This is a genomic window from Flavonifractor sp. DFI.6.63, from assembly GCF_024462255.1.
Lineage (GTDB): Bacteria > Bacillota > Clostridia > Oscillospirales > Oscillospiraceae > Lawsonibacter_A > Lawsonibacter_A hominis.
This window is the reverse complement of record NZ_JANGBE010000026.1, coordinates 1-16,260: the sequence shown is the minus strand read 5'-3', so window position 1 is coordinate 16,260 and position 16,260 is coordinate 1. Positions and strand designations below refer to the sequence as shown.

Annotated in this window: 15 protein-coding genes; 12 read left to right on the top strand and 3 right to left on the bottom strand. The window is 65.0% G+C overall.

Annotated features, from left to right (window positions below):
• Positions 1-21 precede the first annotated feature (21 nt).
• Genes thyA through NE547_RS12930 form a run of 3 tightly spaced genes read left to right on the top strand, consistent with a single transcriptional unit; the run spans position 22 to position 1,927 of the window.
• Positions 22-852 (top strand): thymidylate synthase, encoded by an 831-nt coding sequence (gene thyA, locus NE547_RS12940; protein ID WP_256176119.1) that lies wholly within the window; start codon positions 22-24, stop codon positions 850-852.
• A 12-nt stretch (positions 853-864) separates the two neighbouring features.
• A complete protein-coding gene (locus tag NE547_RS12935; RefSeq protein ID WP_186908591.1) occupies positions 865-1,344 on the top strand; it encodes a dihydrofolate reductase in 480 nt (159 codons plus the stop codon).
• 1 nt (position 1,345) lies between these two features.
• Positions 1,346-1,927: an NUDIX hydrolase gene (locus tag NE547_RS12930; protein WP_256176118.1), complete on the top strand. Its 582-nt coding sequence runs from the start codon at positions 1,346-1,348 to the stop codon at positions 1,925-1,927.
• A gap of 171 nt (positions 1,928-2,098) precedes the next feature.
• On the opposite strand, the gene NE547_RS12925 is transcribed toward NE547_RS12930, so the two are convergent.
• Positions 2,099-3,439, bottom strand: coding sequence for a hemolysin family protein (locus tag NE547_RS12925; RefSeq protein WP_256176117.1), 1,341 nt, complete (start codon positions 3,437-3,439; stop codon positions 2,099-2,101).
• Between the two features lie 275 nt (positions 3,440-3,714).
• Here NE547_RS12925 and NE547_RS12920 point away from each other — a divergent pair, with 275 nt between their 5' ends.
• The 9 genes from NE547_RS12920 to pyk all read left to right on the top strand — a co-directional run bounded on the left by NE547_RS12920 (position 3,715) and on the right by pyk (position 13,934).
• Positions 3,715-5,034 (top strand): chloride channel protein, encoded by a 1,320-nt coding sequence (locus NE547_RS12920; RefSeq protein ID WP_186908590.1) that lies wholly within the window; start codon positions 3,715-3,717, stop codon positions 5,032-5,034.
• Positions 5,021-6,577, top strand: coding sequence for an amidohydrolase (locus tag NE547_RS12915; RefSeq protein WP_256176116.1), 1,557 nt, complete (start codon positions 5,021-5,023; stop codon positions 6,575-6,577). The genes NE547_RS12920 and NE547_RS12915 overlap by 14 nt, the downstream gene beginning before the upstream one ends.
• 63 nt (positions 6,578-6,640) lie before the next feature.
• Entirely contained in the window at positions 6,641-7,309 is a 669-nt protein-coding gene (sdaAB, locus tag NE547_RS12910; RefSeq protein ID WP_256176115.1) for an L-serine ammonia-lyase, iron-sulfur-dependent subunit beta, read from the top strand.
• A gap of 3 nt (positions 7,310-7,312) precedes the next feature.
• Entirely contained in the window at positions 7,313-8,161 is an 849-nt protein-coding gene (gene sdaAA / locus NE547_RS12905) for an L-serine ammonia-lyase, iron-sulfur-dependent, subunit alpha (RefSeq protein WP_186908587.1), read from the top strand.
• Between the two features lie 61 nt (positions 8,162-8,222).
• The gene (locus tag NE547_RS12900) at positions 8,223-8,591 is read left to right on the top strand and encodes a VOC family protein (RefSeq protein ID WP_186908586.1); all 369 of its coding nucleotides are present in this window, start codon (positions 8,223-8,225) and stop codon (positions 8,589-8,591) included.
• A gap of 5 nt (positions 8,592-8,596) precedes the next feature.
• The gene (locus NE547_RS12895; protein WP_256176114.1) at positions 8,597-9,661 is read left to right on the top strand and encodes an acyltransferase; all 1,065 of its coding nucleotides are present in this window, start codon (positions 8,597-8,599) and stop codon (positions 9,659-9,661) included.
• Positions 9,662-9,674: 13 nt separating this feature from the next.
• Complete coding sequence (locus tag NE547_RS12890) at positions 9,675-11,081, top strand: MBOAT family protein (RefSeq protein ID WP_186908584.1); 1,407 nt, start codon at positions 9,675-9,677, stop codon at positions 11,079-11,081.
• A gap of 14 nt (positions 11,082-11,095) precedes the next feature.
• Complete coding sequence (locus NE547_RS12885; RefSeq protein WP_256176113.1) at positions 11,096-12,307, top strand: DHHW family protein; 1,212 nt, start codon at positions 11,096-11,098, stop codon at positions 12,305-12,307.
• Between the two features lie 196 nt (positions 12,308-12,503).
• A complete protein-coding gene (pyk, locus tag NE547_RS12880) occupies positions 12,504-13,934 on the top strand; it encodes a pyruvate kinase (RefSeq protein ID WP_256176112.1) in 1,431 nt (476 codons plus the stop codon).
• 52 nt (positions 13,935-13,986) lie between these two features.
• Here pyk and NE547_RS12875 read toward each other — a convergent pair whose 3' ends face one another.
• Positions 13,987-15,438 (bottom strand): aldehyde dehydrogenase family protein, encoded by a 1,452-nt coding sequence (locus NE547_RS12875; protein ID WP_256176111.1) that lies wholly within the window; start codon positions 15,436-15,438, stop codon positions 13,987-13,989.
• A gap of 16 nt (positions 15,439-15,454) precedes the next feature.
• The coding region (locus NE547_RS12870; protein WP_370866850.1) for an MFS transporter at positions 15,455-16,260 on the bottom strand (806 nt) is incomplete at its 5' end.

Below are 16,260 nucleotides of genomic sequence, written 5' to 3'. Positions count from 1 at the left end.
GGAAACCCGGGAGGAATGTACATGAGCCGCGCAGACGAGCTGTTCATCCAAAACTGCAAGGAGATCCTGAGCCACGGCGTTTGGGATACCGATCTGGAGGTGCGCCCCCGGTGGGAGGATGGCGCCCCCGCCCATACCGTGAAGCGCTTCGGCATCGTCAACCGCTACGACCTGCGGGAGGAGTTCCCGGTCCAGACCATCCGCCGCATGGCGTTCAAAAGCGCGGTGGACGAGCTTTTGTGGATCTGGCAGAAAAAATCCAACAATGTCCATGATTTGAACAGCCACATCTGGGACGCCTGGGCCGACGGGAGCGGCTGTATCGGAAAGGCCTACGGCTACCAACTGGGGGTGAAGCACCGCTACCCCGAGGGGGAGTTCGACCAGGTGGACCGGGTGCTCTACGACCTGAAGCATAACCCTGCCTCCCGGCGTATCCTGACCAATCTCTACAACCACCACGACCTGCACGAGATGGCCCTGTACCCCTGCGCCTATTCCATGACCTTCAATGTCTCGGGCAGGACCCTCAACGCCATCCTGAACCAGCGCAGCCAGGATATGCTCACCGCCAACGGCTGGAACGTGATGCAGTACGCCGCCCTGGTGCACATGCTGGCCCAGGTCTCCGGCCTGGTACCGGGGGAGCTGGTCCATGTGATCGCGGACGCGCATATCTATGACCGGCACGTGCCGGTGGTGGAGGAGATCATTGCCCGCAAGCCTTACCCGGCTCCCCGGCTGCGGCTGGATCCGGCGGTGGAGGACTTTTACCGCTTTACCCCCGCCAGCGTAAAGCTGGAGGGCTATCAGTTCCATCCGCTGGATACGCCCATCCCGGTGGCGGTGTAAGGGGGCGGGCGCATGAATCTGATCGTGGCGGCGGACCGGAACTGGGCCATTGGAAAGGACGGGGATCAGCTGTGCTATCTCCCGGCCGACCTCAAGCGCTTCCAGGCCCTGACCACCGGACACACGGTGATTTTCGGCCGGAAGACCCTGGCCACCTTTCCCGGCGCACGGCCTCTGAAGGGGCGCCGGAACTTGGTGCTCTCCCGGCAGGCGGGACTGGAGATCGAGGGGGCGGAGGTCTTTCAGGACCTGGACGCCCTGCGCAGGGCCGCCCCGGCGGATGCCTTCGTCATCGGCGGGGAGAGCGTATACCGCGCCCTGCTGGACGCCTGCGACACCGCCTATGTGACCAGGATCGACGCCGCCTGGCCCGCCGACTCCTTTTTCCCCGACCTGGACCGGCGGGCGGACTGGTACGTGGCCGGGGCGGAGGCTCCGCTGGAGCACGAGGGGCTCGTCTTCCGCTATGTGACCTATCGCAGGAGGCCTTAGTATGTATGCCGACGCGCTGCGGGCCTATTCGCCCCAAAACGAGCAGGAGGACGCGGACCGGCGGATGATCCTGGAGTATATCCGCCGTTTTCCCGACAATATCCTCACCCGGGACAACGCGATCGCCCACATGACCAGCTCGGGTTTCGTGGTCAACGCCGACGCCTCCAAAGTGCTGATGGCCCACCATAACCTCTACCGGGTGTGGGCCTGGACCGGCGGCCATGCCGACGGGGAAGCCGACCTGCTGGCAGTGGCCCTGCGGGAGGCGCGGGAGGAGACCGGCGCGGAGCATGTCCGGCCCCTGTCCGCACAGATCGCCTCGGTGGATATCCTGCCCGTCTGGGGCCACGTGAAGGGGGGGCGGTATGTATGCGCCCACCAGCATCTGAACGTCTCCTATCTTCTGGTGGCCGATGAAACCGATCCGCTCCGGGCCCGGGAGGGGGAGAATACCCGGGTGGGCTGGCTCCCGGCGGAGCGTCTGCTGGAATACACCCGGGAGTGGCAGATGGACGGGGTGTATACCAAGCTGCTCGCCCGCGCCAGGGCGCTGCTGGGCCGTGAGACCGGACGCGCATAGGAAGACGGCGGGCGGCTGGAACGAGAAAACCCGTGCGCGGCTCCGTTTGAGCCGCGCACGGGTTTGCATCCGTTCCCATCCGGTCCAACTCCGGTCAAGCGCCGGAACAGCGTTTGACCGCGCGCAGCGGGCCGGGCCTTTGGAGCCGATCGCCGCGCCGAAGACACGGCGTCAGTCGTCGTCTTCCGCTTCCGTGGGGGGCAGCTTGGATACCAGGGCCCACTCCACCCGGCGGTCGGTGAGTTCCTCTACCTTGATGTGCAGACCGCAGGCATCCACCTCCGGGTGGCTGCCGTCCTCGGGAATGACGGAAAGCTGGGCAAAGACCAGACCGCCCAGGGTCTCGGTATCCTCGTCCTCAGGGAACTCCACATCCAGCGCCCGGGCTACGTCGTCCAGATCGGCCCCGCCGGCGATCCGCCACAGATTGTCGCCCAGAGGCACGATCTCCTGGTCCTCCAACGGGTCGAACTCGTCGTAGATATTGCCCACGATCTCCTCCAGCAGGTCCTCCATGGTCACCAGACCCGAGGTGCCGCCATACTCGTCCACCACGATGGACAGGTGCACCTTCTTGCTCTGCATGTCGCGGAACAGAATGTCGGCCCGCACCGACTCGGGCACGAAATAGGCCGGGCGCAGCAGCTGGCGAAGGGGTTTGGGGGCGGGTTTGCGGGCGTTGAGCAGCCAATCCCGGGTGTTGAGGATGCCGATGATATCGTCGGCGTCCTCCTCGTACACCGGGAACCGGGACAGGCCGGAGTCCTCGATGGTCTGCTCGATCTCCTCCGCCGTGTCCTCCGCCCAGAGCATCACCATATCGGTGCGGTGGACCATTACGTCCTCGGCGGTGGTGTTGTTGAACTCAAAAATATTCTCGATCATTTCTTTTTCGCCGGACTCAATGGCGCCCTGCTCCTCGCCGATATCCACCATCATGCGGATGCCCTCTTCCGATACCTCATCGCCCTCCTCGTTGGGGTCGATATGTACCAGACGGAGCACGCCGTTGGTGGAGACGGTCAAAAGCCAGATGAGCGGGCGCATGGCCACCGACAGCGCGCTTACCACACCGCAGGCAAAGCGGGCCACCGGCTCGCTCTTCTTCATGGCGATGCGCTTGGGCACCAGCTCCCCGAAGACCAGGGTAAAGAAGGAGAGGATCACGGTGATGAGGATGACCGACAGGGTGTGGACCGCCCCGGCGGCGGCGTCGGGCAGGGCGTACTGAACGGTAAAAAAGCGGGTGATGCGTCCGGCAAAGTTGTCCGCGGCGAAAGCCGAACCCAGAAAGCCCGCCAGGGTGATGCCGATCTGGATGGTGGAGAGGAAGCGGGTGGGCGTCTCCACGATCGCCAGCAGGCGGACGGCCTTTTTGTCGCCCTCCTCGGCCTGGCGGCGGACCACCGCCTCATTCAGGGAGAGGACGGCGATTTCCGTGGCGGCGAAAAAGGCGTTGAGGGCGATGAGTACGACTTGTAAGAGCAGCTGCGGCCATAACGGGGGTTGCAAAACAAATTCCTCCTTAAAAAATACGGCACAAATTGGATGCGATACAAAATTCAGTATACCATGTTTGCGAAAAAAATCTATATAAATGAAGAAAAAACTTGGGATGCATGGTATAATAGCCGCGATGCGGCTGTTATGCCGCTTGCCCGGCACGCTGCGTTCCCGCCCTGCGGGCTTCCGCAGCGAACGGGTTGGCATCTGTGGGATCCGGGCGGCAACGCGGCGCTTCCGCCGCGCAGGCCCCATATGTAATCCTGACAACGGAGTGAGCGGATATGAACCAAGCAAAACCGCGCCGCGGCGCGCTGCGCAGATGGCTGGACGAGCCGGGGGTCTTCCTCAAGTGGGTGGTCTTTGCCTGCGTCATCGGCATCGTGGTGGGCGGCGTGAGCACCGCCTTTTATTTCTGCTTTCACTGGGCCACCACCCTGCGGCAGGCCCACCACTGGCTCATCGTTCTGCTGCCCGCCGGGGGCGCGGCCATCGTGCTGCTCTACCGGGCCTGCGGGATGGAACGGGACCGGGGCACCAACTTCGTGCTGGTGGCCGTGCGGGAGGACCAGCCCCTGCGCCTGCGTACCGCGCCGCTGGTCTTCCTTTCCACCATTATTACGCATCTGGTGGGCGGCTCCTCCGGCCGGGAGGGGGCCATCCTTCAGATCGGCGGCTCCATCTCCTCCAAGATCGGCCACTGGATGGGGCTGAACGACAAGGACCGGCGCATCATTACCATGTGCGGCATGTCGGCGGCGTTTTCCGCGCTGTTCGGTACGCCCCTGACGGCGGCCATGTTCGCCATGGAAGTCACCAGCGTAGGCGTGCTCTATTATGCCGCCATCGTTCCCTGCGTCCTCTCGGCCATCATCGGACTGTGGGTGGCGCAGTTTTTTGGCGTGCCCGGCACTGCCTTTGACCTGGCGGGGGTGCCCGATCTGACCCCGCTGACCCTGGTACAGGTGATCGGTATGGGCATTTTGTTTGCCGCCCTTTCCATCCTGTTCTGCCGGCTGATGCACGCCGCGCCGAAGATCTACGACCGTTTCCTGCCCCGGCCGGTGCTGCGGGCCGCAGTGGGCGGAGCCGTCGTGATCGGGCTGACGTTCCTGGTCTGGCTGTGGAACCCGGGCACTTACGACTATAACGGCGCGGGGGAGGCGGTCATCCACGCCGCGATCGGCGGTCAGGCCCGGCCCGAGGCCTTTTTTCTGAAGATGCTCTTCACCACCATCACGCTGGGAGCGGGGTTCAAGGGCGGTGAGATCGTTCCCGTTTTCTTTACCGGGGCGACCTTCGGCTGCACCGTGGCCCCGCTGCTGGGACTGCATCCCTCCTTTGGGGCGGGGCTGGGCATGGTCAGCGTCTTCTGCGGCGTCACCAACTGCCCGCTGACCTCCCTGCTGCTTTCCCTGGAGCTGTTCGCCGGAGACAGCTACGGGATGTTTACCGGACAGAGCCTGGGGCTCTTCGCCGTCTCGATCGGCGTTTCTTATATGCTTTCCGGTTATTATGGCCTGTATAGCGAACAAAAAATCGTTTATAGTAAGCTCAAACCGGAATTTATCAATAAGAAGGCGAACGAGCATGAGCAGAAGTGAGGCCCTGTTTTTCGGCGGAAGCATTTTGACCATGGAGGATGCTCCGGCCCCGGAGGCGGTGCTGGTCCGGGATGGAAAAATTGCCGCGGCGGGCCCGCTGGCCGCCCTGACGGCGCTGGCCCCCGGCGCCCGGCGGCGGGACCTGGAGGGGTGCTGCCTGATGCCCGCGTTTTTGGACGCCCACTCCCACATCACGGCGTTGGCCTCCACGCTGGGCCTGTGCCAATTGGGGGCGGCGGGCTCCTTTCGGGAGATCCGGACGGCCCTGCAGGACTACCGCGCGGCCCATCCGCAGGGGTGGACGGTCGGGTTTGGCTACGACCACAACGTGCTGGACGAGCGGGCGCACCCCACGCGGCAGGTGCTGGATGAATGTATGCCCGGAGTCCCTGTCCTCATTACCCACGCATCCGGCCACATGGGGGTGGCCAGCACCGCCGCGCTGGAGGCCATGGGGATCACCGCGGACACCCCGGACCCGGAAGGCGGCAGGATCGGCCGGGAGGCCGACGGACGCACGCCCAACGGCTACCTGGAGGAGACCGCCTTCCTTCGCATCCGCGCCGCCCTGCCCGCGCCGTCCCGGGCGGATGCGTGCAAGGCCCTGGCGGCGGCGGAGCAGACCTACCTGTCCCACGGCATTGTGCTGGCCCAGGAGGGGCTGGCCGACCAGGGGCGGTACGATCTGCTGGCATCGGCGCGGCTGACGGTGGACACCGTGGGCTATGCGGATTTGAAACATGACCCGGACCTGGCGGAGCGGCCCGGGATCGGCGGGTATAAGATCTTCCTGGACGGGTCGCCCCAGGGACGCACCGCCTGGATGCTGGAGCCCTACGCGCGGCAGGAGGAAGGGGAGACGGATTACCGGGGCTACCCGGTCTATTCCGACGACGAAGTGACGGGGTTTTTGCGTACGGCGCTGAAGCGCAGGCGGCAGATCCTGGCGCACTGCAACGGCGACGCGGCGGCGGAACAGTACCTGCGCTGTATGGAGCGGGCAGCGGCGGAGACCGGCGTGGAAGCCGCCTGCATCCGGAGCGTGATGATCCATGCCCAGCTGGTCCGCAGGGAGCAGCTGGAGCGGATGAAACGGCTGGGGATGATCCCCTCCTTTTTTGCCGCCCACCTGTGGTACTGGGGGGATGTCCACACGGAGAACTTCGGAGCGCGGCGGGCCGCCTCCATCAGCCCCCTGGCCTGGGCGGCGGAGCTGGGCCTGCCCTTTACGCTGCACCAGGATACCCCGGTCATCCAGCCGGACATGCTGGAGAGCGTGTGGTGCGCGGCGTGCCGGGTGACCCGGCGCGGCGCGGTGCTGGGTCCGGAGCTGCGCCTTTCGCCGCGGGAAGCGCTCAAGGCTGTCACCATCCACGCCGCGTACCAGTATTTTATGGAGAACGAGCGGGGAAGCATCGCCCCCGGCAAGCGGGCGGATCTGGTGATCCTGAGCGGCGACCCGACGGCGGTAGAGCCCATGTCCATCCGGCAGATCCGGGTGCTGGAGACCATCAAGGACGGAACGACGGTATACGCGCGCTGAACGAAAGCGCGCGGAGGGCGGCCTGGCGGGGCGCTCTGCCGGAAGGGAGAAGGGAGCGATCGTATGAACCTGTTTGATATCATGGGGCCGATCATGGTGGGGCCGTCTTCGTCCCATACGGCGGGGGCGGCGCGGATCGGGCGGATTACCCGGCGGCTGCTGGGGGAACCGCCTGTTTCGGCCCAGCTGCTGCTCCACGGGTCTTTCGCGGCCACCGGCGCGGGGCACGGCACCGACCGGGCCCTGGTGGCGGGGCTGCTGGGCATGCGGCCTGACGATCCCCGCCTGCCCCGCTCCTTTGAGCTGGCGAAGGAGGCCGGGATGGACCTCGCCCTGGGAAAGACGGTGCTGCGCGGAGCGCACCCCAACACGGTGCTGCTGCGGGTGAAGGGCGGCAGCGGCCGGGAGATGGAGGTGGTGGCCTCCTCTCTGGGCGGCGGCCGGGTGAAGGTCTGCTCCATCGACGGCCTGGAGGCCAGCTTTACGGGGGACCTGCCTACCCTGATCATCCGCAACCGGGACAAGCCCGGCATGGTGGCCGAAGTCACCGGCGTGCTGTCCCGGCGGCAGGTGAATATCGCCGCGATGCAGCTCTACCGGGATATGCGGGGCGGTCTGGCGGTGATGGTCATCGAGAGCGACCAGCCCATCTGCGGCGCGGCGGCGGAGGAGCTGCGGGCCTGCCCCGGCATCGTCAGCGTGACTTATCTGGATCTGGAAGGAGAGGAATGAGCCATGGCGTTTTCATCCGTTGAGGGACTGTTGGCGGCTGCCCGGACGACGCCCCTGTGGCAGGCGGTATTGGAGGACGACCAGCGGGACCGGGGCGTGGCGCGGGAGCATTCCTGGGCGCAGATGGAGCGTCTTTGGAAGGCGATGCAGGCTCCGCTGGAGGACTATGATCCCGCACGCCGCTCGCCCAGCGGCCTGAGCGGGGGAGAGGGCGCCCGGCTGGACGGGACGGGACCGGGCCTGTGCCCGCCCTTTCTGCGCAGGATCATTGCCGCGGCGCTGAAAACGGGGGAGTGCAACGCCTGTATGCGCCGCATCGTGGCCGCCCCCACGGCGGGGGCCAGCGGCGTGCTGCCCGCAGTGCTCATCCCCCTGCGGGAGCGGGACGCGCTCAGCGACGAGGTCATGATCCAGGCCCTCTATGTCGCCGCGGGCTTTGGGCAGGTCATCGCCACCCGCGCCTCCATCGCCGGTGCGGAGGGGGGCTGTCAGGCCGAAGTGGGCTCCGCCTCCGGCATGGCCGCCGCCGCGCTGGTGCATGTGATGGGCGGAACGGGGGAGCAGATGGCCCATGCCTGTGCCATGGCCTTGTCCAACACCCTGGGGCTGGTGTGCGACCCGGTGGCCGGGCTGGTGGAGGTGCCCTGCGTCAAACGCAACGTGATGGGGGCGGTCAACGCCCTGTCCTGTGCAGAGATGGCCCTGTCCGGCGCGGAGAGCGCCATTCCCTGTGACGAGGTCATTGACGCCATGCGCGCCGTGGGCGACGCCCTGCCCGCCGCGCTGCGGGAGACGGGCGGAGGCGGATTGGCGGCCACACCCACCGGCAGAAGGATCGCGGAAGGGATGTAGGGGGCGATTCGCGGAAAAGCGGCAAAGCGCCGCCCGGAGAAGGATCAGGAGGAAGAGAACGATGCTGCAATTCAACCATTTCAATTTCAACGTGCTGGACCTGGAACGCTCGCTGGCCTTTTACCGGCAGGCGCTGGAGCTGGAGACGGTCCGGGAAAAGACGGCCCGGGACGGCTCCTTCCGGCTGGTGTACCTGGGGGACGGGGAGACCGGCTTTTTGCTGGAACTGACCTGGCTGCGCTCCCGCACCGAGCCCTACGACCTGGGGGAGCAGGAGTTCCATCTGGCATTTCGGACCGACCGGTACGACGCGCTGTATGCCCGCCACAAGGCCATGGGCTGCGTGTGCTTGGAAAACCCGGCGATGGGCGTCTATTTCATCGAGGACCCGGACGGCTACTGGATCGAGATCGTCCCGGCCCGGGAGTAGGATACATGGGGAAAAACGGTAACGGACGCCTGGCCTGGGCGGACCTGCTGCGCTGCGCCGCGCTTTTTGCAGTCGTCCTGCTCCACGTGTCCGGCGCGCGTCTGGCGGATATGCCGGTGGATTCCGGGGCATTTCAGGTGCTCAATGTTTACGACGGCCTGACCCACTGGTGTGTGCCGGTGTTCGTGATGCTGTCCGGCGCCTTCCTGCTGGACCCCAAGCACAGCCTGCCTCTGCCCAAACTCCTGTTCCGCCACATCCTGCGCATTTTTACGGCCCTGGCGGTGTGGGGCGCGGTCTACGCCGTGGCCAACCATCTGGAGCAGGGCGGCGCATGGACCTGGCCCGGGGTGCGGGAAGCCCTTTGGCAGGCCCTGCGGGGGCACACCCACTATCATTTGTGGTTTTTGTATATGATTCTCGGCCTGTATCTGGTCACGCCGGTGCTGCGGGCCTTCGTCCGGGGCGCGGGCCGGGGGGACTTTCACTGGTTTTTTCTGCTGGTGTTTGTGTTTACCTTCCTGTTGCCCACCCTGCTTCGCCTGCGGCCCAGCCAGACGGCGAGCCTTTGGATCGGCAATCTGAACCTGCATCTGGTCCTGGGCTATGTAGGGTACTACGTGCTGGGCTACTATTTGAAGCAGAACACGCTCAGCCGGGCGGCGGAATTTGCGCTCTATCTGCTGGGCGCGCTGGGGGCGGCGGTCACCGTGGGCGGGACGGCCCTGCTCTCCCGGCAGCGGGGGGAGCTGGTGCAGGTCTTTTATAATTACGACAGCCCTAATGTAGCGCTGATGTCCGTGGCGGTATTCGTGCTGTTTCGGTATGTGCTGGGGGTCAGCGAGGAGCGCTCCCGCCGGGAGCGCCTGTCCAAAGCCGCGCAGGTGAGCTTCGGGATCTATCTGGTGCATGACCTGTTTCTTATGCTGCTGCGCCGCGTTGGGATCGACGCGCTCTCCTTCGCGCCGGCGCTGGCCGTACCGGTACTGGCGGCGGGCATCTTCCTGTGCTCCTTTGCCGTGGCGTGGGTGCTCTCCAAGATCCCCCTTGTGGGCCGTTATCTCACATAAAGGAGCCAAAGCCATGCTCTTTTCCAGCTCCCTGTTTCTCTTCCTGTTCCTGCCCCTGGTGCTGCTGGTGTACTATCTGCCCCTGCGCCGCCGGAGGCAGGGGCAGAACGTGTTCCTGCTGGCGGCCTCCCTGTTGTTTTACGCCTGGGGGGAGCCCTGGTTCGTGCTGGTCATGATCGCCTCCATCCTGGCCAACTACGGGTTCGGGCTTTGGGTGGACCGGCGCCGCCGGGCGGGGGCCTCCTGCCGCCTCCCGCTCCTGGCGGCCGCGGCGGCCAATCTGGGGCTTTTGTTTGTCTTCAAGTACCTGACCTTCGTGCTGGACACCCTCAACCGGCTGGGCGGGCATTTTGCAGTGCCGGGGATCGAACTGCCCATCGGCATCTCCTTCTTCACCTTTCAGGCGCTGAGCTATGTGCTGGACGTGCACCGGGGCCGGGGCCAGGTCCAGCGCGACCCCCTGAAGGTGGGACTGTACATCGCCTTCTTTCCCCAGCTCATCGCCGGACCCATCGTCAAATATGAGACGGTGGCGGAGCAGATCGACGCCCGAACGGAGACCTGGACGGACTTTGCCTCCGGGTGCCGCCGCTTTCTGGTGGGCCTGGGGAAAAAGGTGCTCCTGGCCAATCAGCTGGCCGTGGTGGCGGACCGGGCGTTTTCCCTGGGCGGCGGGGAGCTCTCCGCCGCCTTTGCCTGGCTGGGGTCTTTGTGCTACACCTTTCAGATCTACTATGATTTTTCCGGCTACTCCGATATGGCCATCGGACTGGGCAGGATGTTCGGGTTCCACTTTCTGGAGAACTTTGATTATCCCTATGTTTCCCGCTCGATTACCGAGTTCTGGCGCCGGTGGCATATCTCCCTGTCCGCTTGGTTTCGGGATTATGTGTATTTCCCACTGGGCGGCAGCCGGGTGGACTCCAGGGCCAAGCACATCCGCAACCTGTTTGTGGTGTGGCTGCTCACCGGCGTGTGGCACGGCGCCAACTGGACCTTCCTCGCCTGGGGGCTGTTCTACTTCGTGCTGCTGGTGCTGGAGAAATACGCCCGCCTGGGGCGCGGCTGGCCCGCCCCCCTGCAAGGACTGTATACCTTCCTGATGGTGAATTTCGCCTGGGTACTCTTCCGGGCGGACAGCCTGGGCGCGGCCGGGCGGTATCTGGGCGCCATGCTCGGCCTCGGGGCCGCAGGCTGGGACAGCCTGTTTCTCCTCTACCTGCGGGAGAACGTTCTGGTGCTGCTGGCGGCGTCGGCCTTTTCCGTGCCGGCGGGGCGCTGGCTGCGGAAAAAGACCACGGCCCGGCCCAGTCTGCTGCTGGACGTGGGGTACGCGGTGCTGATGCTGCTCCTCTTCGCGGCGGCGGCCAGCTTTCTCATCAAGGGGACCTACAATCCCTTTATCTACTTTAACTTTTAGGGAGGGGAAGAGCGGTGAAGCGCAGAGATACCCTGACCGCGCTGGGATTTTTGGCGGCGCTGGCGCTGGCCCTGGCGGTAGTGGTCTCCTCCTGCTTCGGGGGAGAGGGAGCGCTGGAGACCCTTTTGAAGCAGGCCCTCCGGGACCGGGACGTGCAGGCCGTGCTGGACGGGGCCGAGCGCGCCGTCAATCAGGACCTGGATCGGGATCATTTTTTCATCCAGCTGTTTGGCGGGGTACAGCGGCTGTGCGGCCGCCGGGTGGTGGAGGACGCCGTGGGAGAAAACACGGTGGTAAAGCTCTCGACCGGGGCGCTGAACTTTGTTGATCTGACCGGTCCGGACCCCGCGCCCCAAGCCGCCGAAAACGCCGGGGCTACGGCGGCCCTCGCCCAGGACCTGTCGGAGCGGGGCATCCCCTACCGTTTCCTGCTGGCCCCCCAGAAGATCGGCCGGGATCAGGCGCTTTTGCCCACAGGGGTGACCGACCGCGGCAACGCCGCGGCGGACGCCTTTTTGGCGGGGCTGGCGGAGGCGGGCGCGGCCTATACCGACCTGCGGCCGCTCTTTGAGGAAAACGGGAGCTATGCGGACTGGTTCTTCCGTACCGACCACCACTGGAAGCCGGAGGCGGCTTTTTTTGCCTGGCAGTATCTGACCGGACTGCTGGAAGAGGAATACGGCTTTGCCTGCGACGCCGCCCTTACCCAGGCGTCCAACTGGGACACCCGGGTGCTGGAGGACTTTTTCCTGGGCAGCCAGGGCAAGCGGGTGGGCACGCTCTATGCCGGGACCGACCGCTTAACGCTCTATACCCCGAAGTTTGAAACGCAGCTGACCTACGCCTGTCCCTTTTACGCCATCGACCGCAGGGGACCCTTCCAAACATCGGTCTGCTTTCCCGAACGGGTGGCCCGGCGGGACTGGTTCGGCGGCAACCCCTACACCTATTACGCCGGGGGAGACTACCCCCTGGCCACCGTCACCAACCACCTAAACCCGGACGGCCCCCGGATCGTGCTCCTCCGGGACTCGTTCGCCTGCGCGCTGACGCCCTTTTTGGCGCTGTCCTGCTCGGAACTGGTCACCATCGACCTGCGCTATTTTTCCGGCGATCTGCTGGACACCGTCGTGAAGCTGGAGCCCGACCTGGTGCTGAGCCTGATGACGGCGGGGTCGACGGGAAACGCAGCGCTGTTTCCATCCAAAGCCGCATTGGAGGAATGACCCTTGGACGAAGGTAAGACGCTCCCCTCCCACCGCCGCCTTCGTGTTCCAGCGGCTGCTGCGCCGGCGCGGCGCTGCTTTGGGACGCGCTGCGGCTGGACACAAAAAATTTACTTTCCAAATCCGGACGGCTGTAGTAAAATAACTGCGGTTTATTTAAGAGAGAAACAGACATCCTACCCGATGGAGGTATGACATGAGAAAGACCAAGATCATCTGCACCCTGGGCCCTGCGGTAGACAGCGAGGAGACCATCCGAAAGCTGATCCTGGCGGGCATGAACGCCGCCCGGTTCAACTTTTCCCACGGCACCCATGAGAGCCACAGGGCGCAGCTTTTAAAGCTCAAGCGGGTCCGGGACGAGCTGGGGGCCCCCGTGGCCACCATCCTGGATACCAAGGGCCCCGAGATCCGGGTGCGCACCTTTGCCGACGGAGCGGTGACCCTGGAGCGGGGGCAGGCGTTTACCCTTACTACCGACGACGTGCCCGGCGACGGCAAGCGGGTGTCGGTGACCTACGCCAATCTGCACAACGAGGTGGGCCCCGGCTGCCGCATCCTGGTGGACGACGGGCTCATCGAACTGCTGGTGCAGCAGGTCTGCGGCCATGAGATCCACTGCACGGTGGAAAATGGAGGCGCCCTGTCCAGCAATAAATCCATCAATATTCCCGACGTGCATATCCTGCTGCCCTCCCTGACGGACAAGGACCGGGAGGACATCCGTTTCGCCGTGGAAAACGATTTCGACTTTATCGCCGCCTCCTTCGTGCGCAAGGCCGGCGATGTGGAGGATATCCGCGCCGAGCTGCACAAGCACGGAGGAGACGATATCCGCATCATCGCCAAGATCGAGAACCGGGAGGGTGTGGACAACCTGGACGAGATCATCGCCGCCTCCGACGGCGTGATGGTGGCCCGGGGCGATCTGGGCGTGGAGATCCCCGCCCATGAGGTGCCCATCCTCCAGAAGAAGATGATTAAGGCCACCATCCGGCAGGGCAAGCCGGTCATCACCGCCACCCAGATGCTGGACTCCATGATCCGCAATCCCCGGCCCACCCGGGCGGAGGTGTCCGACGTGGCCAACGCCGTGTTCGACGGCACCTCCTGCGTGATGCTCTCCGGCGAGACCGCCTCGGGCAAATATCCCATTGAGGCGCTGGAGACCATGGTGGATACCGTCCGGGCCGCCGAGGGAGCCATCGACTATTGGGGGCGCTTCCGGGAGAGCAGCCTGCTGCCCGGCGTGTCCACCATCAGCGACGCCATCTCGCACTCCGGCTGCCTGACCGCCATGGATCTGAAGGCCACCGCCATCCTGGCGGCCACCAAGTCCGGCTATACCGCGAAGGTCATCTCCCGCTTCCGCCCTGCCTGCCCCATCGTGGCCCTGTGCCAGACCGAGTCGGCCCGGCGGCAGCTGGCCGTCTCCTGGGGCGTGCACCCCTACCTGTCCGGAGAGGTGGACTCCACCGACCGGATGTTTTCCCTGGCCGTGGAGGTGGCCCGGAAGGAGGGCGCCGTCAAACCCGGCGACACGGTGGTGATTACGGCCGGCGTGCCCATCGGCATCTCCGGCACCACCAACCTGATCAAGGCTCAGGTCGTGGGCGAACGCCTGTAAGCCGCGCAGAAAAACCCGCCCCGGCGTTTCAAACGCCGGAGCGGGTTTTGGTTTAAAACAAATAGTGGCGGGGCTTTTTTTGCAGCGTGACCCAGCGGACTTCCGTGAATTCCTCGATAGCCATGAAGCCGTTCTTGCCGCTTCCGCTCTCCTTCATGCCGCCCAGGGGGGCGTGGGGCTCGTCGCCCAGGGTGCAGTCGTTGATGTGGCAGCAGCCGGCCTCCAGCCGCTCCGCCATGTCCCAGCCCCGGGCAAGGTCGCCGGTGATGATGCCGGACGAGAGGCCATAGTCCGTGTCGTTGGCAATGCGCAGCGCGTCCCCGGCATCCTTGGCGATGATCACGTTGGCCACGGGCCCAAAGACCTCCTGGTGGGCGATTTCCATCTCCTCGGTCATGACCAGCACCGTGGGCTCGTATACCAGGCCGTGGTTCTGCCCGCCGCAGAGGATTTCGGCGCCCTGTGCCCGGGCGGTCTCGATCTGGCGGAGGAGCGTATTCATCTGACTTTGGTTGATCAGAGGGCCGATGATGGTGTCGGGCAGCTTGGGGTCGCCAAACTTCAGGCTTTTGGCCTTGGCGGTGAGTTTTTCCAGGAAGGCGTCGGCAATGGACTGCTCCACCACGATACGCTTGGTGTTCATACACACCTGCCCCTGGTGCATATAGCGGCCGAACGCGGCGGCGTTGACGGCATAGTCCACGTCCGCGTCTCCCAGCACGATCAGGGGACAGTTGCCGCCCAGTTCGGCGCAGAAGCGCTTGAGGTTCTGGGCGCACTGGACATTGAGGGCGCGGCCCACCTGCGTGGAGCCGGTAAAGGTGATGCACCGCACCCGCTTGTCGCTGGTGAGCACATCCCCCACCTCGCCGGAGCGGCCCGGGCCGGTGGTGACCAGGTTGAATACTCCTGCGGGGAAGCCGGCGTCCGCAAAGAGCTGGGCCAGCATGACGCCGCCCACCACGGAAGAGGCCTCGGAGGTCTTGAGGACCACGGTGTTGCCGCAGGCCAGCGGGAAGACCACCGCCCGCAGCGCCAGCAGCAGCGCCGCGTTCCAGGGGGAGATGCACCCCACTACGCCCATGGGCTGGCGCCACATCATCCCGACGCAGTCGGGCGTCTCAGAGGGGAATATCTGCCCGTGGACATTGAGGACCTGGCTGGCGGCTTCCCGCAGGAACTCGGGGGAGTTTTTGGCCTGGAATTTGGCGAAGGGTGTGGCCGCGCCGGTCTCACGGTTCAGCGCGTCCACGAACTGATCCATCCGTTCCTCCAGCAGGTCGGCCGCCCGGTTGAGCAGCTTGCGCTTTTCCACCGGGTTGTAGGCCTTCCACATGGGGAAGGCGGCCTGGGCGGCGTCGATGGCCCGGCGGGTATCCTCGCCGCCGCCGTTGGCCACCCGGGCGAAGACCTCGCCAGTGTAAGGGTCGCAGTCGTCGTAGAATTGGCCGCTCATGGCGTCCACCCACGCGCCGCCGATGTACATTTTCTTGCAGTCGGACATGATGACAATATCTCCTTTATTGTTGGGTTTCGTCCTGCTTGCCCTTGCACTTGCCGGTGACGCACAGCAGCAGCGCCGCGCCGATGACGTCGATGACGATGAACACGCCGTAGGGCAGGGCATAGTCGCCTCCGGAGACGCCCAGCAGCACGGCCATGATGAGGAAGGCGAACTTCTGCAGCAGGGAGGCGATGGGAGAGACGAGGCTGTTGGCGGCGGTGAAGTCATACTTGCCGTACACGGAGATGACCATGGAGGGCATCAGGTTCAGCAGGCCGCCGATGCCCAGGCCCACAAAGACGATGGCGATGTAGGTGAAGATGGGCAGCTTGGCGAAGATGAGCAGCAGCAGGGCGATGATGTAGGAGGCGGAGTAGACCACGCTGGCGGGCTTGGTGCCGACCTTCTGGTCCAGCCAGCCCCAGAAATAGCTGCCGAACAGGCCCACGACGGCGGCCGCGGTGAGCATCATCAGGGCGGTGGGCTGGGAATTGCCCACGCTGATCATGCGGGGCACGAACTGGCTGACGATGCCGACGGTGACCATCCACAGCAGGCCGAAGCCCAGGGCCATGCACCACATGTCCTTGTCCCGGAGCAGTTTGGATACCGTGAAAGCGCTCTTGTGGCTGCGGACGGCCTCCGCCTGAGCTTTGAAGTCCATGCCCTCGGCTTTGATGTTATCCGGGTAAGCGCCCACGTCGTGGGGATAGTCCTTCACCCAGACGAGGGAGGCCAGGCCGAAGATGACGACGACCACGCCCACGATGGTGCAGCCGGTGGGGACGCCGAACTTGCCGAACAGACCGGAGAGGATGGCGA